The 18,913-nt window shown below is 57.8% G+C and carries 14 protein-coding genes; all 14 read left to right on the forward strand.

Features of this window, described 5'->3' with window-relative positions; genetic code table 11:
* Nucleotides 1–132: 132 nt before the first annotated feature.
* The 14 genes from uvrB to BED41_RS07010 all read left to right on the forward strand — a co-directional run bounded on the left by uvrB (nt 133) and on the right by BED41_RS07010 (nt 18,884).
* Nucleotides 133–2,190, forward strand: a complete 2,058-nt coding sequence (gene uvrB, locus BED41_RS06945; protein ID WP_066744355.1) for an excinuclease ABC subunit UvrB — start codon at nt 133–135, stop codon at nt 2,188–2,190.
* On the forward strand, nt 2,114–4,945 hold the full coding sequence (uvrA, locus tag BED41_RS06950) for an excinuclease ABC subunit UvrA (RefSeq protein WP_066744357.1): 2,832 nt from the start codon (nt 2,114–2,116) through the stop codon (nt 4,943–4,945). The genes uvrB and uvrA overlap by 77 nt, the downstream gene beginning before the upstream one ends.
* On the forward strand, nt 4,932–5,750 hold the full coding sequence (gene rlmB / locus BED41_RS06955; RefSeq protein ID WP_066744359.1) for a 23S rRNA (guanosine(2251)-2'-O)-methyltransferase RlmB: 819 nt from the start codon (nt 4,932–4,934) through the stop codon (nt 5,748–5,750). Before uvrA ends, rlmB begins: the two co-directional genes overlap by 14 nt.
* A gap of 46 nt (nt 5,751–5,796) precedes the next feature.
* Complete coding sequence (metK, locus tag BED41_RS06960) at nt 5,797–6,999, forward strand: methionine adenosyltransferase (protein WP_066744361.1); 1,203 nt, start codon at nt 5,797–5,799, stop codon at nt 6,997–6,999.
* Nucleotides 7,000–7,057: 58 nt separating this feature from the next.
* The gene (locus BED41_RS06965; protein WP_066744363.1) at nt 7,058–7,759 is read left to right on the forward strand and encodes a ComF family protein; all 702 of its coding nucleotides are present in this window, start codon (nt 7,058–7,060) and stop codon (nt 7,757–7,759) included.
* A gap of 77 nt (nt 7,760–7,836) precedes the next feature.
* Nucleotides 7,837–8,799, forward strand: coding sequence for a 6-phosphofructokinase (gene pfkA / locus BED41_RS06970; protein WP_066744365.1), 963 nt, complete (start codon nt 7,837–7,839; stop codon nt 8,797–8,799).
* An 88-nt stretch (nt 8,800–8,887) separates the two neighbouring features.
* Nucleotides 8,888–9,757, forward strand: a complete 870-nt coding sequence (locus BED41_RS06975; protein ID WP_084002310.1) for a DUF4392 domain-containing protein — start codon at nt 8,888–8,890, stop codon at nt 9,755–9,757.
* Nucleotides 9,758–9,867: 110 nt separating this feature from the next.
* Nucleotides 9,868–10,332, forward strand: a complete 465-nt coding sequence (locus BED41_RS06980) for a hypothetical protein (protein ID WP_157102289.1) — start codon at nt 9,868–9,870, stop codon at nt 10,330–10,332.
* 721 nt (nt 10,333–11,053) lie between these two features.
* On the forward strand, nt 11,054–12,319 hold the full coding sequence (gene rho, locus BED41_RS06985; protein WP_157102401.1) for a transcription termination factor Rho: 1,266 nt from the start codon (nt 11,054–11,056) through the stop codon (nt 12,317–12,319).
* 43 nt (nt 12,320–12,362) lie between these two features.
* Entirely contained in the window at nt 12,363–13,772 is a 1,410-nt protein-coding gene (locus BED41_RS06990; RefSeq protein ID WP_066744371.1) for a LysM peptidoglycan-binding domain-containing M23 family metallopeptidase, read from the forward strand.
* A gap of 54 nt (nt 13,773–13,826) precedes the next feature.
* On the forward strand, nt 13,827–15,446 hold the full coding sequence (pyrG, locus tag BED41_RS06995) for a CTP synthase (protein WP_066744373.1): 1,620 nt from the start codon (nt 13,827–13,829) through the stop codon (nt 15,444–15,446).
* Nucleotides 15,446–16,603, forward strand: coding sequence for a hypothetical protein (locus tag BED41_RS07000; protein WP_066744375.1), 1,158 nt, complete (start codon nt 15,446–15,448; stop codon nt 16,601–16,603). The genes pyrG and BED41_RS07000 overlap by 1 nt, the downstream gene beginning before the upstream one ends.
* A 14-nt stretch (nt 16,604–16,617) precedes the next feature.
* Nucleotides 16,618–17,163: an LPS export ABC transporter periplasmic protein LptC gene (gene lptC / locus BED41_RS07005; protein WP_066744377.1), complete on the forward strand. Its 546-nt coding sequence runs from the start codon at nt 16,618–16,620 to the stop codon at nt 17,161–17,163.
* Nucleotides 17,148–18,884, forward strand: a complete 1,737-nt coding sequence (locus BED41_RS07010; RefSeq protein ID WP_066744378.1) for an LPS-assembly protein LptD — start codon at nt 17,148–17,150, stop codon at nt 18,882–18,884. Before lptC ends, BED41_RS07010 begins: the two co-directional genes overlap by 16 nt.
* The last annotated feature ends 29 nt before the right edge of the window (nt 18,885–18,913 follow it).

Genomic DNA, 18,913 nt, shown 5'->3' on the forward strand with positions numbered 1-18,913 from the left:
TATTATTTGCTGACATCTATACGTTTGTCCTGCTATAATAAATTATCTTAAATGGCGTCGAGCGTCTATTTGTGCTAAAATAGAACGGTTTTAGATAAAAATATCTAATGTGCAAATTAAGAGAGGAAAAAGATGACAGAGGATAAATTTAAACTGGTCGCGCCCTTCGGACTGTCGGGGGATCAGCCGCAGGCGGTGGAGAAGCTCGTGCGCGGTTTTCGCGAACGTGACGGGATGCGACAGACGCTTCTCGGCGTCACGGGCAGCGGCAAGACCTTCACAATGGCGAACGTCATCGCCGAGCTCAACCGCCCCACGCTCGTGATGGCGCACAATAAGACTCTCGCGGCGCAGCTTTACAGCGAGTTCAAGGAGTTCTTTCCCGAGAATTCCGTAAATTATTTCGTCAGTTACTATGATTATTACCAGCCGGAGGCCTATATCCTCGCCTCCGACGTCTATATAGAAAAGGATTCTTCGGTTAACGAGCGTATCGAAAAGCTGCGTCTCGCGACCACCAAGTCGCTGCTTGAGCGGCGCGACGTCATCGTCGTCGCAAGCGTCTCCTGTATCTACGGACTGGGAAAGAGGAAGAACTACGAGGACGCGATCTTCCGCTTCGCGCAGGGCGAGCGGTGGGAGCGCCGCGCCTTCATGCTGCGCCTCATAGAGAATTATTATGAACGCAACGACGTATCGCTTGTGCCGGGGACCTTCCGCAGCCGGGGCGAGACGATGGAGATCTTCCCCGCCTACAGCGACACAGCACTGCGAATTTCCTTCTTTGACGACGAAATAGAGCGGATTGACGAGATCGATCCAGTATCAGGAAAGAGCCTGCTCAGGAAAGAGAAGGTCGGCATCTTCCCCTCGCAGCATTATGTGACGAGCACCGACGCGATTCAGAGGGCGGCGGGCGTCATCGAACAGGAGATGGAGGAGTGCTGCGCGCGCTTTACGAGCGAGGGCAAGTATCTTGAGGCCGAGCGGCTGAAGATGCGCACAAAGTACGACCTTGAGATGCTGCTTGAGGTCGGCTACTGCTCCGGCATAGAGAACTATTCAAGATATCTTGACGGACGCGAGGAGGGAGACCCGCCGGGAACGCTGCTGGACTTCTTTCCGCAGGACGCGCTCTTTTTCATTGATGAATCGCATATGACGCTGCCGCAGGTACGCGGCATGTACAACGGCGACCGCGCCCGCAAGGAGGTCCTCGTGCAGCACGGCTTCCGCCTGCCCTCCTGTCTTGACAACCGGCCGCTGCGCTGGGACGAATATGAACCGGCGCTGAAAAACGCCCTCTTTATCTCCGCCACCCCAGGCGACTATGAGTTCGAGCATTCTGACCATGTGGTGGAGCAGCTCATACGACCGACCGGCATCCCGGACCCGGAGGTGGAGGTGCATAAGGCGACGGGGCAGGTCGACGACCTGCTCGCGGAGATCCGTCCAATCGTCGACCGCGGCGAGCGCGTGCTGGTGTCGACGCTGACGAAGCGCTCCGCCGAGGATCTCGCCGAATATATGGCGGAGCTCGGCATCAAGGTCCGCTATATACACTCGGAGCTTGACACCTTCGAGCGCGCGGAGCTGCTGCGCGACCTGCGTCTAGGCGTCTTTGCCGTGCTTGTGGGGGTAAACCTGCTCCGCGAGGGCATCGACCTGCCGGAGGTCTCGCTGGTGGCGATCCTTGACGCCGACCGCGAGGGCTATCTGCGCGCGCACCGCTCCCTGATACAGATGATCGGCCGCGCCGCTCGCAACAGTGCGGGAAAAGTGATATTATATGCCGATAGGATAACAGACAGTATGGATTTGGCGATGAAAGAAACAGCGCGCCGCCGTGTGGCGCAGTCCGCCTTCAACGAGGAGCATCACATCGAACCGAAGACGATCATCAAATCCGTGAAAAACCTGCTGCCGGACGAGCTGCTCGACGACAACGAGAACAGCTACGCCGGCATGCGCGCCGCCACCCCAAATGAAGAGGCGCGGGAGCAGGATATCCAGGAGCTTGAAAGAAGGATGTGGGAGGCCGTGGAGAAGCTGGACTTTGAAACGGCGGCCCAATTAAGAGACGATATACAGAGACTGAAAGGCGGCAATCCGATTGGAACAGGAAATAAGAATTACCGGGGCAAGGCAGCACAACCTCAAAAACATAAACGCAGATATCCCAAAAAATAAGCTCGTCGTCGTAACGGGCCCATCCGGCTCGGGCAAGTCTTCGCTGGCCTTCGACACGGTCTACGCCGAGGGGCAGCGGCGCTATGTGGAGTCGCTCTCCTCGTACGCGCGGCAGTTTCTCGGAATGTCTGATAAGCCGGATGTCGACGATATCTCGGGGCTCTCTCCCGCGATATCGATCGAGCAGAAGGGCTCCAACCACAACCCCCGTTCGACGGTGGGAACGGTCACCGAGATATACGACTATCTGCGCCTGCTCTACGGGCGCGCCGGTACGCCGCACTGCCCAAAGTGCGGCCGCGAGGTGCACCGTTACAGCGTCGACGAGATAATCGACCTTATCTATCAGGAGTACGACGGCAAACCGCTGGAGATTTTTTCCCCGGTGGTCAAGGCCAAGAAGGGCGAGTACCGGAACCTGCTGCTCAAGCTGCACCAGCAGGGGTATATGCGCGCGCGCATCGACGGCACGCTCTACTGGCTTGAAGAGGCGGTGGAGCTGGACAAGAAGAGGCGGCATACCATCGAGTGCCTTATCGACCGCATGCGCGTCAAGGAGGAGAACCGCTCGCGTCTCAGCGAGGCGATAGAGATGGCGCTCAAGCTCTCGGACGGCTTTATCCTGCTCGCCTCCGAGGGGAGCGCCGACCGGGAGCTGACGGAGAAGTATATCTGTCCCGAGTGCCAGATCAGCCTTCCCGATATCGAACCGCGCCTTTTTTCGTTCAACGCGCCCTTTGGAGCCTGTCCCGACTGCGGCGGTCTCGGCTTTCACTCGCATTTCTCGGCGGAGCTCGCGGTCAATCCCGAGCTGCCGCTCGGCGAGGGCGGCTTTATCCCCTGGAAGAGCATGAAGTATATGGTGCATAAGGCGGAGAAGCTCGCGGAGAAAAAGGGCTGGGATATCGGCAAGCCCTTCAGGGAGCTTCCGGAGGAGGTGCGGCATGAGCTGCTCTACGGTTCCGACGAGGTCCTTGAGCTTACCTTCAGCGATAAGAAAAATGGCGACTGGGAGTACAACGGCAAGTATATCGGCCTCATTCCCTGGATTGAGAAGCGCTACAACGAGACCGAGTCGGAAAACTATAAAGAGGAGCTGGGGCGCTATCTCGTGGAGGACGTCTGTTCGACCTGCAGGGGTATGAGGCTCAAGCCCGAGGCGCTGGCCGTCACCCTCGGCGGGTATAATATCGGCGAGATAACGGAGATGCCGATTGACGAGCTGATAACGAAACTTGACGGGCTTAAGCTCGGCGAGCGTGAGCAGAAGATCGTCGGCATCGCGCTGGTCGAGGTGCGCAAGAGGCTTTCATTCCTCAACGATGTGGGGGCCGGTTATCTCAGCCTCTCGCGCCGCGCCGACACTCTCTCCGGCGGGGAGAGCCAGCGGATCAGGCTCGCATCCCAGATAGGTTCGCAGCTGACCGGCGTGCTCTATGTGCTCGACGAGCCGACGATCGGACTTCATCCGCGCGATACGAACCGGCTGCTTGACACGCTGAGGGCGATACGCGACATCGGCAACACCGTGCTCGTCGTCGAGCATGACCGCGACACGATGGCCGCCGCCGACCACATCCTCGAGCTTGGCCCCGGCGCGGGAGAGCACGGCGGCGAGCTGATCGCCAACGGCAGCGCCGAAGAGGTGATGCGCGGCGGTTCCAGCACGGCGCTTTATCTGCGCGGCGAGGCCGACGGCACCTGGCGTCCGCATCCTGAGCGCCGGAAGCCCTCCGGCATGATCAAGGTGCGCGGCGCCAGGGAGAACAACCTTAAGAAGCTTAATATCGATATCCCGCTTAATGTGTTCGCCGCGCTTTCGGGGGTCTCCGGATCGGGCAAGAGCACCTTCCTCTACGAGGTCCTTTATAAGGGGCTGCGCGGAAAGTTTGACAAGGACTACCGCGAACGTCCGGGCAGGTTTGAATCGGTGAGCGGCTACGAATCGCTGCGCAATATCGTGCTTGTCGATCAGAGCCCGATCGGGCGTACCCCGCGTTCCAACCCCGCAACCTATACGGGGGTCTTCACGCCGATACGGGAGTTTTACGCCGAACTGCAGGAGTCGAAGCTGCGCGGCTATCAGCCGGGACGCTTCAGCTTCAACGTGAAGGGCGGACGCTGCGAGGCCTGCAACGGCGACGGCGTGATCAAGGTCTCGATGCTCTTTCTCCCGGACGTCTATGTAAAGTGCGACGTCTGCAAGGGGCAGCGTTATAACCGCGAGACGCTCGAGGTCCGTTACAAGGGGCTTTCGATCGCCGACGTCCTCGATCTGACCGTCGACGAGGCGATCGAGCATTTCTCGGGCATTCCGCGAATCGCGAATAAATTGAAGGTGATACAGGAGGCTGGGCTTGGCTATATCAGGCTGGGACAGCCCGCGCCGACGCTCTCCGGCGGCGAGGCGCAGCGCGTGAAGCTCGCGACGGAGCTCGGCAAGAAGTTCCGCGGCAACACGCTGTATCTGCTTGACGAACCGACGACGGGGCTTCACTACACGGACGTCAAGAAATTGCTGAAATTGCTCCATAAACTTGTCGAGCAGGGAAATTCCGTGCTTGTGATCGAGCACAACCTTGACGTGCTGGCCTCCTCGGACTATATAATGGACCTGGGGCCGGAGGGAGGCCGCGGCGGCGGAAGGCTGATCGCCAAGGGCACGCCGGAAGAGGTGGCGCGCGCGAAGGGGCCGACCTCCAAGTATCTGGCGCAGTTTTTTGAGGAGATGAAGAGGGGTCATGACGAACGATAACAGAAGAAGAGGACACGGCCGCGATGAGAGGGCTGACAAGAGGCCGGAGGGAGCGCCGGCGGGCGATATCTGCTGGGGACGCAACCCGGTGATCGCGCTGCTGGAGGGAGACCCCGAACGCTGTATGAAGGTGCTCATCGCGAAGAGCGCCCAGCCGCACATAAAGGCGAAGATCACGGAGCTATGCCGCGCGAACGGGATAATATTCCAGAACGTTGAGAGCGCGGCGCTCGACAGGCTGACGGACGGAGAAAACCACCAGGGAGTCGCGGCCTACACCGCGCAGATGAAGCTGTGGGAGCCGGAGGAGCTGCTCGCCTCGCTGCCGGCCGCGCCGTCTCCGGCGCTTATCCTTCTCTGCGACCACCTGCAGGACCCGCACAACCTCGGCGCCGTCATCAGAAGCGCGGAGGCCGCGGGAGCCGCGGCGGTGATGATCCCGAAACGCGGCGGCTGCCTGCCCACCGGGACGGTGGTGAAGACGAGCGCCGGAGCGGCGCTGCGGCTGCCGGTCGTGAAGGTGGGCAACGTCTCGCAGACGATAAAGATGCTGCAGGAGGCGGACTTTTGGGTGACGGGGCTCGCGATGGAGGGGCGCGACACGCTTTTCCGCGAGGACCTGCCGCCGCGCAGCGCCATCGTCGTCGGCGCTGAGGGCGAAGGTCTGGGTAACGCCGTGGCTAAGGCCTGCGACGATATCCGTTTCATCCCGATGCAGGGTACGACAGGCTCGCTCAACGCCTCCGTCGCCGCGAGCATCGCGATGTTCGAGTGGACGCGGTCGTTAGGCAAAAATAATAAATAATGCTACAATACGCAGAGTTACATAAATTACATGGAGGTGTTTGAACATGAGCAAAGAAAGGTTTCTTATTTCGTCGGAGTCGGTGACGGAGGGACACCCAGACAAACTCGCAGATCAAATATCCGACGCGGTGCTTGACGCCATTCTCGAAGCCGACCCGATGGGGCGCGTGGCCTGCGAGACGCTGGTCTCGACCGGACTGATAGTGGTCGCGGGAGAGATAAGCACGGTCTGCTACGTAGATATCCCGAAGATAGCGCGCAAGACGGTGAAGGATGTCGGCTACACGCGCGCGAAGTATGGCTTCGACGGGGACACCTGCTCCGTCATCACCACGATAGACGAACAATCTCCCGATATCGCGCTCGGCGTCGACAAGGCGAAAGAGGCGAAGGAGCTTTCAGAGGACGAAATAGACGCCATCGGCGCCGGCGACCAGGGGCTGATGGTAGGCTACGCCTGCAACGAAACTGAAGAACTGATGCCGCTGCCCATCTCGCTCGCGCAGAAGCTGACGCGCCGCCTCTCAGAGGTGCGCAAGAATAAGACGCTGCCCTATCTGCGTCCGGACGGCAAGAGCCAGGTGACGGTGGAATATGTCAACGGCAAGCCGCTGCGTGTCGATACCGTGGTCATCAGCACCCAGCATCACCCAGCGATCGACCAGAAGCAGATCGAGGCGGATATCATAGAGCATGTCATTAAGCCCGTCATTCCATCCCAGCTCATCACCACAAAGCCGCGCATTCTCGTCAACCCGACGGGGCGCTTTGTGATGGGCGGCCCGCAGGCCGACAGCGGCCTGACGGGGCGCAAGATAATCGTCGATACCTACGGCGGCGCGGTGCCTCACGGCGGCGGAGCTTTCTCCGGCAAGGACCCGACGAAGGTGGACCGCTCAGGGGCGTATATGGCGCGCTACGCGGCGAAGAACGTCGTCGCGGCGGGACTCGCCGACGCCTGCCAGATACAGGTGGCCTACGCGATCGGCGTCGCGAAGCCCGTTTCGATCATGGTCGAGACCTTTGGCACGGGGAAGATAAAGGACGAGGAGATCACGCAGCTGCTGCGCGAGAACTTCGATTTCCGTCCCGCGGCGATCATCCGCGACCTAGACCTGCGTAAACCGCAGTACCGGCGTCTGGCCGCCTACGGCCATATGGGCCGTATCGACCTTGACCCGATGCCCGCCTGGGAGCGCACGGACAAGGCCGAGACGCTCAAACGGGCGGCGGAGCGCTTCGCGTAAATATTTTAAGAGAATGTTCGGGCGGCGCTATGCCGCCCCTTTTTAATTTTCAGCCTTTATGCGGCCTATCTTTTCCTACCTCTCGCACATAATATTTCCCCAGCACTGTCCGGCCTGCGGACGGCTTGCCGCGCCCTATTGTCCCGGCTGTCTGAGCGGCGCGGCGAGTGAGGCGCTGCCGCCCTTCTGCGCCGACTGCGGCGGCGCTTACGGGGTCGAATGCTGTTATGACAGCGTGCCCTGTTACGCTGCCGCCATCCATGACGGCGACGCGCGCAGTTTTATTCTGGCCTTGAAGTATAAGAATATGCGGCCGCTCGGGGAGGCGATCGGACGGGAGATGGGGAGGCTGTTTCCGCTGCAGGAGGCGGAGATGCTGGTACCGCTGCCGCTCCACGCGGACAGCCGCCGCGCCTTCAATCAGACGGAGCTGATCGCGCGCGGAATATCCTCGCAGTGGGGGACGCCGGTCGCCGCGGGGCTGCTTAAATGGCGCGCCGGCAGCGGGGCGCAGACGGAGAAGAGGGGCAGGGAGCGCCGGGCGCTGAGCTTCGGTTCTTTCGAAGCCTCGCCGGAGCTTGCGGGGAGAGGCGTCGTCCTTGTGGACGATGTTTATACGACCGGCGGCACCGTGCGCGCGGCGAAGTTCGCGCTGCAAAGGGCGGGAGCCGAGGTGAGGGCGGTCCTCGTCTGGACGCGGCGGGTCTCCGCCCCGGAACATCCCGGAGCGTGGCCGGAAGATGGGGAATATTGGTTATGAGCAAAGTTTGTTATAATAGGGCGTGCATAATAGAGGATGAAGAAAAGGCTGAGAGAGCAGGACAAGGGGGACGAAAGATGCTTCGCAGAATCGGGGTTTTGACAAGCGGCGGCGACGCGCCGGGGATGAACGCCTCAATACGCGCCGTCACGCGCACGGCTTTATATCATGGACTGCAGGTGGTAGGTATACGCCGCGGGTATGAAGGACTGCTCGAAGGGGACTTTGTCCCTCTGACGCGCAGTTCTGTCGGCGGGATATTGCTGCACGGCGGGACGATGCTTCGCACCGCGCGCTGTCCGGCCTTTATGAGGCCGGAGGGTATCAACGCCGGCGTCTCCAAGCTGCGGGAGAACGACATAGACGCGCTGGTGGTGATCGGCGGCGACGGCTCTTTCCGCGGAGCGAAGGAGCTCCATGACCGCGGTATTCATGTGGTGGGAGTCCCCGGCACGATAGACAACGATATGGCCGGCACCGACTGCACTATCGGATTTGATACGGCCTGCAATACCGCGCTGGAATGTATCAGCAAGCTGCGTGACACCGCATCGAGCCACGATCGGATGTTTATCGTAGAGGTGATGGGACGGCACGCCGGTTTTCTCGCGCTGGAGACTGGGGTGGCCTGTGGCGCGGAGTTCGTGCTGATTCCCGAGCTGCCGGTGGACCTGGAGGCGATCGCGAATAAGATCCATTACGCCAAGCAGCGCGGCAAAACGCATTCGCTGATCGTCCTTGCCGAGGGGGTCATGTCGGCCTCGGAGCTGGCGGAGAAATTGAAGGGGCACTGCGATTATGACCCGCGGATAGTCGTCCTCGGACATCTGCAGCGCGGCGGCGCGCCCTCCTGTTTTGACACCGTTCTTGCCTCGCGTCTGGGAGCGGCGGCTGTGGAGGCGCTGATCGACGGCAAGCGCGGCATGATGGTGGGGCGGACGAAGGACGAGATAGTGACCGTGCCGCTGGAAACGGCGTGGACGCAGCACCACCCGCTTGACTCGGATATGCTGCGCCTGGTGGAGACCCTGAGTATTTAGGTATTATACGACGACCGTCTGCCGTCGGAAATAACGCGGCGGCAGTTCACCGCACCGCATTTGACCGTTATCAAATGGAGGAGATACCGTGACCGCAGATATGGTTCTACCGGAAGCCTATGCCAAAAAGCTCATATCGCTCGTTTCACGTGACAGAGGAGGGCGCGGAGTCTCCAAGCTTTGCCGCCCCGAAGACTGGCAGAGGGCGGCTGCGGCTTTTGCTCCCCTAAAAAGGGTGGCGGTCGTCTCGGGATTTTATATCCCCGGGGCCGACGCTCCGGAGACGGACGGTCCCGGCGGCGCGGTAATGCTCGCGCGCGCCTTTTATCGCGAGGGGCGTGAATCGGAGATATGGACCGATGAGCTCTGTCTTTCTGTGATGCGCGCCGCCGCGGCCGCCGCGGGGTATCCGCGGCGGCTGGTGAGGACCGCGCCGCCGCGGCTTGCGGACGAGTCTCCTGACGGGCTGATTTTCACCGAACGGCTGGGGCGCGCGGAGGACGGCGGCTATTACAACTTCCGTAAGATAGATATCTCGGCGTGGACGCCGCCGCTTGACGAGTTGGCCGCGGAGGCGAAGGAACGCGGCATCCCGACGCTTGGCATCGGCGACGGGGGCAACGAGGTCGGCATGGGAAACTTCCATGAGGAACTAAAAAGACTGCTGCCTGCCTATGCCTCCTGTCTCTGCACGGTGCGGACGGATTATGCGCTCGCCGTGGACGTCAGCAACTGGGGAGCCTACGCGCTGACCGCGGCGCTGTCTTTTATGTGGGGAAACTGGCGCGGGCCGGAGGCGGGAGAGGAGCTGGCAATGCTGAAGGCTGTGAAGGAGCGGGGAGCGGTGGACGGTATCAGCCGCCTTCCCGAACTCACCGTCGACGGGTTCGATATAGCGACGCAGGACAAGATCATATCTTCGCTCAATGAGCTCTGGGAGCTTTATCGTTTCGCTTGAGGCTGCGGATTTTCATAGGGTATGCTATTTTTGTCGAGATTTTTTGTGTTTTACGGGAGAAAATATATATTTTCCTACAAACTCATGATAAAATAACAAATTAGAGACTGGTGGAACAGATGGATCAAAATTACCAAGATAGTTCCGGTAAAAGGCCGCTGATACTGCTCGGTGTGGCGGTTATAATACTGGTAGCGTTAATTGTAGTAAGTCTCAAGTCAGGTCTCTTGGGAAGTACCTTCCGCATAGATAAAGCCGTTGTCTGTGTGGAGCTTGACCGCAACAGGCTTCCCCATAAAGTGATGAACACCATTCAATACGGAACACGTCAGGTCTGCCTGTGGTTTCAATATTCCTCCGCGTCGGAAGGAAATCATCTGGAAGTTTCATGGTATTACGGAAAAGACTTAGTCTTGTCCGAACCTCTGAAATTGATGACTAAGGACGGAGTCAGAGCGTTCTATCTGCTGCGGGAAGAGGGGACTCCTCTGCCCGTCGGGAAGTACCGCGTAACGATATCATCACCGACAAAACGGCTGAGCGAACTGGATTTTGAAATCATACGAAAGAATTAATATTTATTCTTCATATTAAACGGAGGCTAATGAATTGCCAAGGAAAAAGACAGAACCTACAGATGAACCGAAGGCTGCCGTAAGACGGCGCGCCGCCTCAAAGAGGGGCGAACCCGCTGAAAATGCTGAAAGCGCCGCAGAGATAAAAGGGTCAGCCGCCGAAGCGCCGGAAGAGACGCCAGTTCGTAAAAAGAGGACTTACGTCAGGAAAAAGGACGAAGAGAATACCGTGACTGAAGCTGCGGAAGTCCAGGAAGAACAACCTGCGGCTGAGGAGAAAAAGAGCCGCCGCGGCAGAAAGAGGACCGTCGCCGAGGCTACGGGTACGCTCTTCCCTGAAGAGGAGAAAGAGGCCGCCGAGCAGGAAGATAAAAAGACGGTCAAGAGAACCCGACGCTCTCCGAAAAAAGAGCCGGAGGCCTCCGTCAACGAGACGGCCGAGGCGGCGGAGCCGCCGCAGGCGGAAGCGCCGTCAGACGAAGCAGCGGAGCCTGCCGGAGCGGATGACGATATAACCCCCGACGCCGCTCAGCTTGCGCAGGCTACTGAGAGCGAGTCCTGTGCCGATGAAGCTCCGGAAGAAAAAAATGAAGATATCGAGATTGAAAAAGAGATAGAGGCCGCCTCGGAAACAGAGGACGGGGCCGAAGCATGTGACGAAGGCACCGTGGAAAACAGAAATCTTCCCGTAGTAGACTCACAGAAGAACGACAGAGGACAGATACGCCACCAGCATCCCAAACTTGGATTCAACCAACTCGCGGGACAGACTCTCGCAGAGCTGCGCAAGATTGCGAAAGAGATCGGCGTGACCTCGATAACGACACGCCGCAAGGACGATCTGATCAACGATATCCTGAAGACGCAGGCTGAAGCCCTCGGCTACCGCTTCAACGGCGGCACCCTTGAGTGCATGAGCGAGGGATACGGCTTCCTGCGCCCCTCCGGACTTCTCCCGAGCAGCAACGATATCTATGTATCGGCCTCGCAGATAAGACGTTTCGGCCTGCGCAACGGCGATGTGGTCTGGGGCATCATCCGCCCGCCAAAGGACCAGGAACATTATGAGGCGCTGCTCCGCGTGGAGAACGTCAACTTCACCGACCCAGAGGCGGCGCGCCGCCGTCCGCATTTCGAGGCGCTGACGCCGATATTCCCGACCGAGAAGCTTGAGCTGGAGACGGACCGCAAACAGATAGCGACGCGTATCGTCGATATCTTCGCGCCGATTGGCAAAGGACAGCGCGCTCTGATCGTTTCCCCGCCGAAGGCCGGAAAGACGACCCTTCTTAAAAATCTCGCGCATTCGATAACGACAAACCATCCCGAAGTGATACTTATGGTGCTGCTCATCGACGAACGCCCCGAAGAGGTCACCGATATGGCGCGTTCCGTGGACGGCGAGATCATCGCCTCCACATTCGACCGCCCCGCGGAGGAGCATCTCCGCGTCGCCGGACTGGCACTTGAAAAGGCTAAGCGCCTCGTGGAGGTCTCGAAGGACGTCGTGCTGCTGCTTGATTCGATCACAAGACTCGCCCGCGCCTCAAACCTCATCGTCCCTCCGTCGGGACGTACGCTCTCCGGAGGCATGGACCCCGCGGCGCTCTATTTCCCGAAGAAATTCTTCGGCGCCGCGCGCAACATAGAAAACGGCGGCAGCCTGACGATCATCGGCACCTCGCTGGTTGAGACCGGCAGCCGTATGGACGATGTGATTTATGAAGAATTCAAGGGAACGGGCAATATGGAGGTCCATCTCTCGCGGAAGATATCCGAGCAGCGCATCTTCCCTGCCCTTGATATCACGCGTTCAGGAACGCGCAAAGAGGAGCTGATGGTGCCAGAGGGCGATCTGCAGCGCATCTGGGGCCTGCGCAGGAAGATCGCAAATATGGACGAGGCGGAAGTTCTAAATCTCATCCTTGATAAATTAAGAAACACGCCCACGAATCGTGATTTTCTTGCTACAATAAAGGCTGGCTAGAAACTGACTTTTTCGAGCGACGACAATCGTAAGAGGTGGATCGATGAAAGCCGGAGATGAGATACGTAAAACAAAACGACGGAAGACTCTTTGCCTCATCATCTTTTTGATGGCTGCGGTTGGAGGCGCCGTCGTCTTCGCCGCCAAAGCGGCGGAGCATACAGGCATGTACTGGATCGGCCTTGACAGCGAATTTGTGACTGAACGCCCCGAAGACAACCGGGGCTTCTTTACTGTGGACGTATCGGACTTCCTCAACAATACTGGGGTCGCTCCGGCGGATGCCGCCGAGGAAGAGACCGAGGTGGTGCCGCTGGCAATCGGGCCGCTTCCAAGCATCCCGACTCTTACCGATGAGGAGCTTAAGCTTTACGGCATACTCTCTAAGAACGACGGACGCATCTCCAGCTCCGACCAGAGCGTTCTCGACGAGGACATCCACTGGACCGAGGTCGTACTTGAACCCGGCGATACATTGAAGTCTATCGCCGATGAGTTCGGTATCAGTGAAGAGGACCTGCGTCAGGCTAACGGTCTGCGGAAAAATGAAAAGCCGAATCCCGCCGAGGTGCTCTATGTACCGGACAGCCATAACGACGTGACCGCGACGCTGCTCTTCGTCAGGAAGCTTCAGAAAGAGGAGCTGGCTATCGCGAAGAAGGGAAAGCTGCTTGAGACCTCAGAGTATATTGTCAAAGAGGGAGATACGCTCTGGGGAATATCGGATAAATTCAACCTCGACGTTGATACGCTCGTGGGGTCGAACCAGAAGGTTCTCGGCGGAAACATAAATCGCCTTAAGCTGGGAATGACTCTGCGCATACCGAATCAGGACGGTATCTTCGTCAAGGTGGCGAAGAGAGATACACTCGCCAAGCTTGCCGATAAGTACGGCTCGACGAAGGAGTCGGTCCTGCTCGCCAACGCGATGAAGAGCGAATCGCTGATCGCCGGCAGCGAGATATTCCTGCCCGGAGGAAAGCTGGTAGCCGTTACCGAAGTGCGTATCGCGACGAATAAAAACGGACGTGTACGCACCGCCACTGTGAAAATTTCGAGCGGCAGCGTAAGAGGATTCCGCTGGCCCGTGCTTGGACAGATATCGAGTCCGTTCGGATGGCGCAAGAGCCCGTTCGGCAGACGCCGGGTATTCCATTCTGGGCTTGATATACGCGCCCCCCGCGGTACGGAGATCAAGGCCGGAGCCTCCGGCGTGGTAGTTCACTCCGGCTGGATGGGCGGATACGGCAAAGCGGTCGTCATCTCCCATTCAAAGGGGCTGACTACGCTTTATGGCCACTGCAGCAAGCTTATCGCGCGAAAGGGCATGAGAGTCTCCCAGGGACAGACGATCGCCCTCGTGGGCAGCACCGGACGTTCTACGGGAAACCATGTGCACTTTGAGGTACGGGTCAACGGCACGCCGCAGAATCCGCTTAGACATCTCAGATAGACTGGACAGATATTGATAAATTTCAGATATGCGTAAAGGGGCGTTTTGAATTCTATGACTAAGTATATTTTTGTCACCGGCGGGGTAGTTTCTTCTCTTGGAAAAGGGATCACCGCCGCGTCGCTCGGTGTATTGCTGAAGCGCCGCGGTTACAGGGTGAGCATCATAAAGATGGATCCCTATATCAACGTCGATGCGGGGGCGATGAGCCCATTCCAGCATGGAGAGGTCTTTGTGACCTGTGACGGCGCGGAGACGGATCTTGACCTCGGGCATTATGAGCGTTTCATAGACGAGGCGATCCTGGGAGAGAACAGCTGTACCACCGGCAAGGTTTATTCCTCCGTAATACAGCGCGAACGCGCGGGAGGCTATAACGGCGCAACAGTGCAGGTCATACCGCATATCACGAATGAAATACAGGACCGGATCGAGCATGTCGGCGCCGGTAATGATGTCGTCATTGCCGAGATCGGCGGCACGGTAGGCGATATTGAGGGACTTCCATATCTTGAGGCGATACGTCAGTTTGCGGGGCGTGTCGGCCGGGAGAATATTCTTTACTGCCACGTTACGCTCGTTCCATATATAGCGGCCTCGGGAGAGCTCAAGACCAAACCTACTCAGCACAGCGTTAACGAGCTGCGCCGTATCGGCATACAGCCCGACGTCATCGTCTGCCGTTCGCAGTATCCAGTGGGGCCGGATCTCAGGGAGAAGATCGGCCTCTTTTGCAGCGTCCCTGCCGACGCGGTCTTTGAAGCGATAGATTCCGATTCGATCTACAGAATTCCTATCGTGCTTCATTCACAGAAGTTTGACAGCCTTGTGCTGAAAAAGCTTGGCATGCCGACGCAGAAGGCCCCAGATATGAAGGACTGGAAAGAATTTCTCCATAAGCACGATACCCTTAAGGGTGAGCTTGTAGTCGCGCTGGTTGGAAAGTATACGGAGACAAAGGACGCCTATCTCAGCGTTAATGAGGCGGTCTCACATGCCGGTATCGCCAACGGCGTTAAGGTAAAGATGTTTCCCGTCGAGTCGGGCGACCTTGAAAACGGCAATGTCGAAGAGATATTGGGCGGCGCCGACGCGATACTGGTCCCCGGAGGCTTTGGCCAGCGCGGAGTCGAGGGCATGATCGCCGCGGCAAAGTACGCCCGCGAAAAAGGCATTCCCTACTTTGGCCTCTGCCTTGGCATGCAGGTCGCAGTCATCGAATTCGCGCGCAACGTGCTGGGGCTCAAATCGGCTAACAGCCTGGAGATGGACGAGAATACGCCAGACCCCGTCATCTACCTGATGGAAGAGCAGAAAAATGTCAAGGATATCGGCGGAACCTCAAGACTCGGAGCCTATCCCTGCAATATCAGCGCCGGCTCCAAAGCCGAGAGGATATACGGCACCAACGAAATAGAGGAGCGTCACCGCCACCGCTTTGAATTCAACAATAAATATATCAAAGAGTTTGACGACGCCGGAATGAAGGTGGCGGGAATCTGCCCAACCGGCGGACAGGTAGAGATTATGGAGAACGTCAATCATCCGTGGATGATCGGAGTTCAGTTCCATCCCGAGTTCCTTTCTCGTCCCGTCAAGCCGCATCCGCTCTTTAAGGATTTTATCGCAGCGGCGCTTGACAGGCAGAAAAAGCTAAAAAAGGAGGCAAAATAATGAAGAAAAAAAGTATGCTGGCCATATCTATGGCTGTGAGCATCATCCTATCCGCCGCGGCGGCATTCGCGGCGACTGGTACGACCCCGGTGACGGCTCCGGCCGCCACCACGGCGCCGGCCAATACGGCGGCGGCCACCGAGCCGTCCGCGGTTCCCGCGGCTGCCCCGGCATCAACTACGCAGGCTCCGGCCACCGTATCTACCGGTACGCAGAATACGATCGTCAAACCGCTTAACACCGCCCCCGCATTTCAGATGCTTGAAAGAATAGAGACGATCGTCTACGGACGGCCCCGCGACGGAGGACTCCTGAACAGGCTCAACGACGTAGAGAAAACTGTCTTTGGCAGAGAACTTCCCGGAAGCCTGACAGAACGCCAGACGGCGCTGATTGATTTCCTTGAGAAGGGGACCGGTACCCAGCCCTCGCTGCTCTTTAAGCTCTCTGTCGCCGAATGGGGCATAGAACAGCAGATACATCCCACTTGGTCGCTCTCCAAGCGCGTCGATTCTATGGAGGGTGTGCTTGAAGGGGCGATCCAGGCCGGTCCGCTCGTATCACGTGTGGAGCGTCTTCTGACCAGACTGCTTCCAGACGGTATTGCCGCTGTGCAGTTTGAACTGCCGAAGGAGACCATCGTCAAAGGCGCGCTGCTTGATACACTTACGGTACGGAACGTCAAAGTTGACGACATCATCATTCTCGGTCTAAACGAGCAGATCGTCGTTGGGGACGTACTTGTCGCGCCAAAGGGCAGCCGCGTATTCGGTCATATTACAAAGGTCAAGCCGCCGCGCAGCTTCGGCCGCTCCTCGGAGATAGAGATGCGCATAGACAGCATAGAGGTGCTCGGCCCCTCCGTGGTTCCGGTCAATCTCGGCGAAGCCGCTAAAAAGGCGATGGATGTGGACAGCGGCATCATCGGCGCCGCGGGCGCGAGCTTCGGCGGCGCGCTGCTGCTGGGACCGGTCGGCCTTGCCGGAGGATTCCTCATCCGCGGCAACGACAAGCAGCTGAAAGAGGGTACCCTCTTCTATGTTCAGACCGTAGATAACGTTACGGTTTCCGGATATAAGATACCGCAGCAGATAACGCCGATCACGCAGACGGAGGATTCCGCACCACAGGGGACTCAGTCCGCGCCTCTTAACTAGAGAAGGGCTAGATTGTGCTGAAAGGAAAGATATCCCGCAAGAAATTTACCGTCCTGACGGTGATCCTCGTGATCGCCGTCGGGGCATTTTATCTTTGGCGTGACCTCCACCTCAGCGCCATAAACAAGATGCCGATCCCAGATCTGGTGGTGGAGAATATAGAAATTGAGCGGATGATCAGCGGTAAAAAATGGAAGCTGATCTCGCCGCGCGTTGAACACAAAGACGGTATCGTCTACGGAAGCTCCATGGACGTGACGATTACGGACCCCGCCGGCAAGGTGACGCATATTTACGCCGACAATGGGACCTTCACCCGCGAAAACAACGATCTGTCGCTTACAAGCGCCGACGGCGTAATGAAAGAGGCTGCCAAGGAATATAACCTCAAGTCGGGCAATGTTAAATACGAGGCGTCGGCCGAGAGGTGGCATTTCGACGACGGAGTGAGGCTTACCGACGGACGCATGGTGATAAACGGCAAAAAGGGATACTATGATACAAAAAGCGGCGAGTGCCGGCTTACTGACGGAGGGACTATAACATGGAGCGATCGCTGATGAGGGGCGGAAGGGGATTATTTGTCGCCCTTTTCTGCGCGGCAATATTTTTTACGCAGGCTGCGCCCTCCTTTGCCGATGATAAGGGCGAACCGGCCCCGATGTACATACCATCCGAGGGTGCGGACGATACGCCGAAACAGCCGCCCAACGAGGTATTTCTTGACGCGGATGAGATCAGCTACAGTGAAAAGACCGGCCTCGCGACGGCGGAGGGCAACGTTAAGGTAAGAAACAAAGAGGTGCGCCTCTTTGCCCCCTACGCCGAATACGACGCCGATACAAATATAGTGGACGCCTATTCCGACCACCGTGAGAACGTCGTTATCATGTCCGGAGGCGATAGGTTTACCGGCAAGCATCTCAAATACAATATGGAGACGCGCCGCGGCATACTTACGCAGGTATCGGGTAAGTCCGAGGCGATGTACATGCAGGGCGGCACCGTGCGGCTCATGCCGATAGAGGACGCCGTTAAGCTTGGCATCGTACGAGCGCCTAGAAAAAAGAGGAAACAGAGCGAATCCGAGGATGTCGCCGAATGGCTCGGCGTGACCTCGACCACCTGCGATTTCACAAATCCGCACTACCGTCTCGTCTCGAAAAAGGTGGTCGTATATCCTGGAAAGCGTACGGTCATCAAAAAGCCAAAATTTTATATCGGCAAGACGCTTATCATGGCCTATCCTTTCGACTATATAGCCAACAGCAAGAGAAACCGCGACGCCCTGATGCCGATAATCCGTTACAACTCCAATAAGGGCATGGGCTTTGGTATAAAAGGCCCCATCGATATGGGGGATATGGGAGAGCTTGACGTCGCCGGCCTCTACTGGAGCAAGGGTATTTGGGAGGCACGGTTTAATTACAACTATGAGATAATGGACTCTCTCTCCCTCTTTGCCTCCGTGAAACATCTTTACAATGAAGATACTGACGATACCCTCTGGCGTCCGGCTTGGGGACTGCAATATGAGAAAGACGGCTGGCTCGCAAAGCTATGGTGGGCCGAGCGCGACCTTATCGGCAACGAAATAATGACGGACGTTTCCGTCGACTACGACGTCTGGCGCAAACCTGAATTTTCCCTGCATACGCCATGGTTCAAAGACGGGGTCTCCGGCGGGCAGTTCCGGCTCTTTGGTGTTTGGGGAAAGTACAGCGACAACGTATCCAAAGACGGCGAGTGGACGGAGCGTTTTGCCTACGGAGCTGAATACCAGGGGCAGCCGAAGTGGTCCCTGTGGATATTCAAGCCCTTCTACGGCGCGAGATATACGCGCTATGACTATTATGATAAGGATAGGACGCAGGACGTCACCAACGCCTGGTTCGGTTTCAGCTATAAGATCGGCGACTTCAGCCTCGCGAGCTCCTACTACCGCCGCTGGGCGGACGGAGGAAGTCCGATGGCGTGGGATTCCTATTCAAACAGCGAATACTTTACCCAGAGCATCTCTTTCCCTCTGCCGCTTGGCGCTTCGTGGGAGAAGTGGAATTTCGCCGTCAGCGGCAACTACGATCTGCTGGAGGAGAAGATATCATCCGTTCGCTACGCCCTCACCTACGATAAGCACTGTATGACGTGGCAGATATGGTACCGCGATAATAAATCGGATAATGAGACGCAGTTTGGCCTGACCTTCTTCATCAACGCCTATCCGGAGTATAAGCTTGAGTTTGGTTCGGACAGCAACGAGAGCGTAAAGGAAGATTTTTAAAATTTACAGGGAGAGGAAGCAGCAACGAT

The sequence above is a fragment of the Cloacibacillus porcorum genome (assembly GCF_001701045.1).
Classification (GTDB): domain Bacteria; phylum Synergistota; class Synergistia; order Synergistales; family Synergistaceae; genus Cloacibacillus; species Cloacibacillus porcorum.

What these genes read in the sequence shown, in the direction of transcription:
- uvrB (WP_066744355.1), top strand. Translation starts at nt 133, where the DNA reads ATGACAGAGGATAAATTTAAACTGGTCGCGCCCTTCGGACTGTCGGGG.
- rlmB (WP_066744359.1), top strand. Translation starts at nt 4,932, where the DNA reads ATGACGAACGATAACAGAAGAAGAGGACACGGCCGCGATGAGAGGGCT.
- metK (WP_066744361.1), top strand. Translation starts at nt 5,797, where the DNA reads ATGAGCAAAGAAAGGTTTCTTATTTCGTCGGAGTCGGTGACGGAGGGA.
- BED41_RS06965 (WP_066744363.1), top strand. Translation starts at nt 7,058, where the DNA reads ATGCGGCCTATCTTTTCCTACCTCTCGCACATAATATTTCCCCAGCAC.
- pfkA (WP_066744365.1), top strand. Translation starts at nt 7,837, where the DNA reads ATGCTTCGCAGAATCGGGGTTTTGACAAGCGGCGGCGACGCGCCGGGG.
- BED41_RS06990 (WP_066744371.1), top strand. Translation starts at nt 12,363, where the DNA reads ATGAAAGCCGGAGATGAGATACGTAAAACAAAACGACGGAAGACTCTT.
- pyrG (WP_066744373.1), top strand. Translation starts at nt 13,827, where the DNA reads ATGACTAAGTATATTTTTGTCACCGGCGGGGTAGTTTCTTCTCTTGGA.
- BED41_RS07000 (WP_066744375.1), top strand. Translation starts at nt 15,446, where the DNA reads ATGAAGAAAAAAAGTATGCTGGCCATATCTATGGCTGTGAGCATCATC.
- BED41_RS07010 (WP_066744378.1), top strand. Translation starts at nt 17,148, where the DNA reads ATGGAGCGATCGCTGATGAGGGGCGGAAGGGGATTATTTGTCGCCCTT.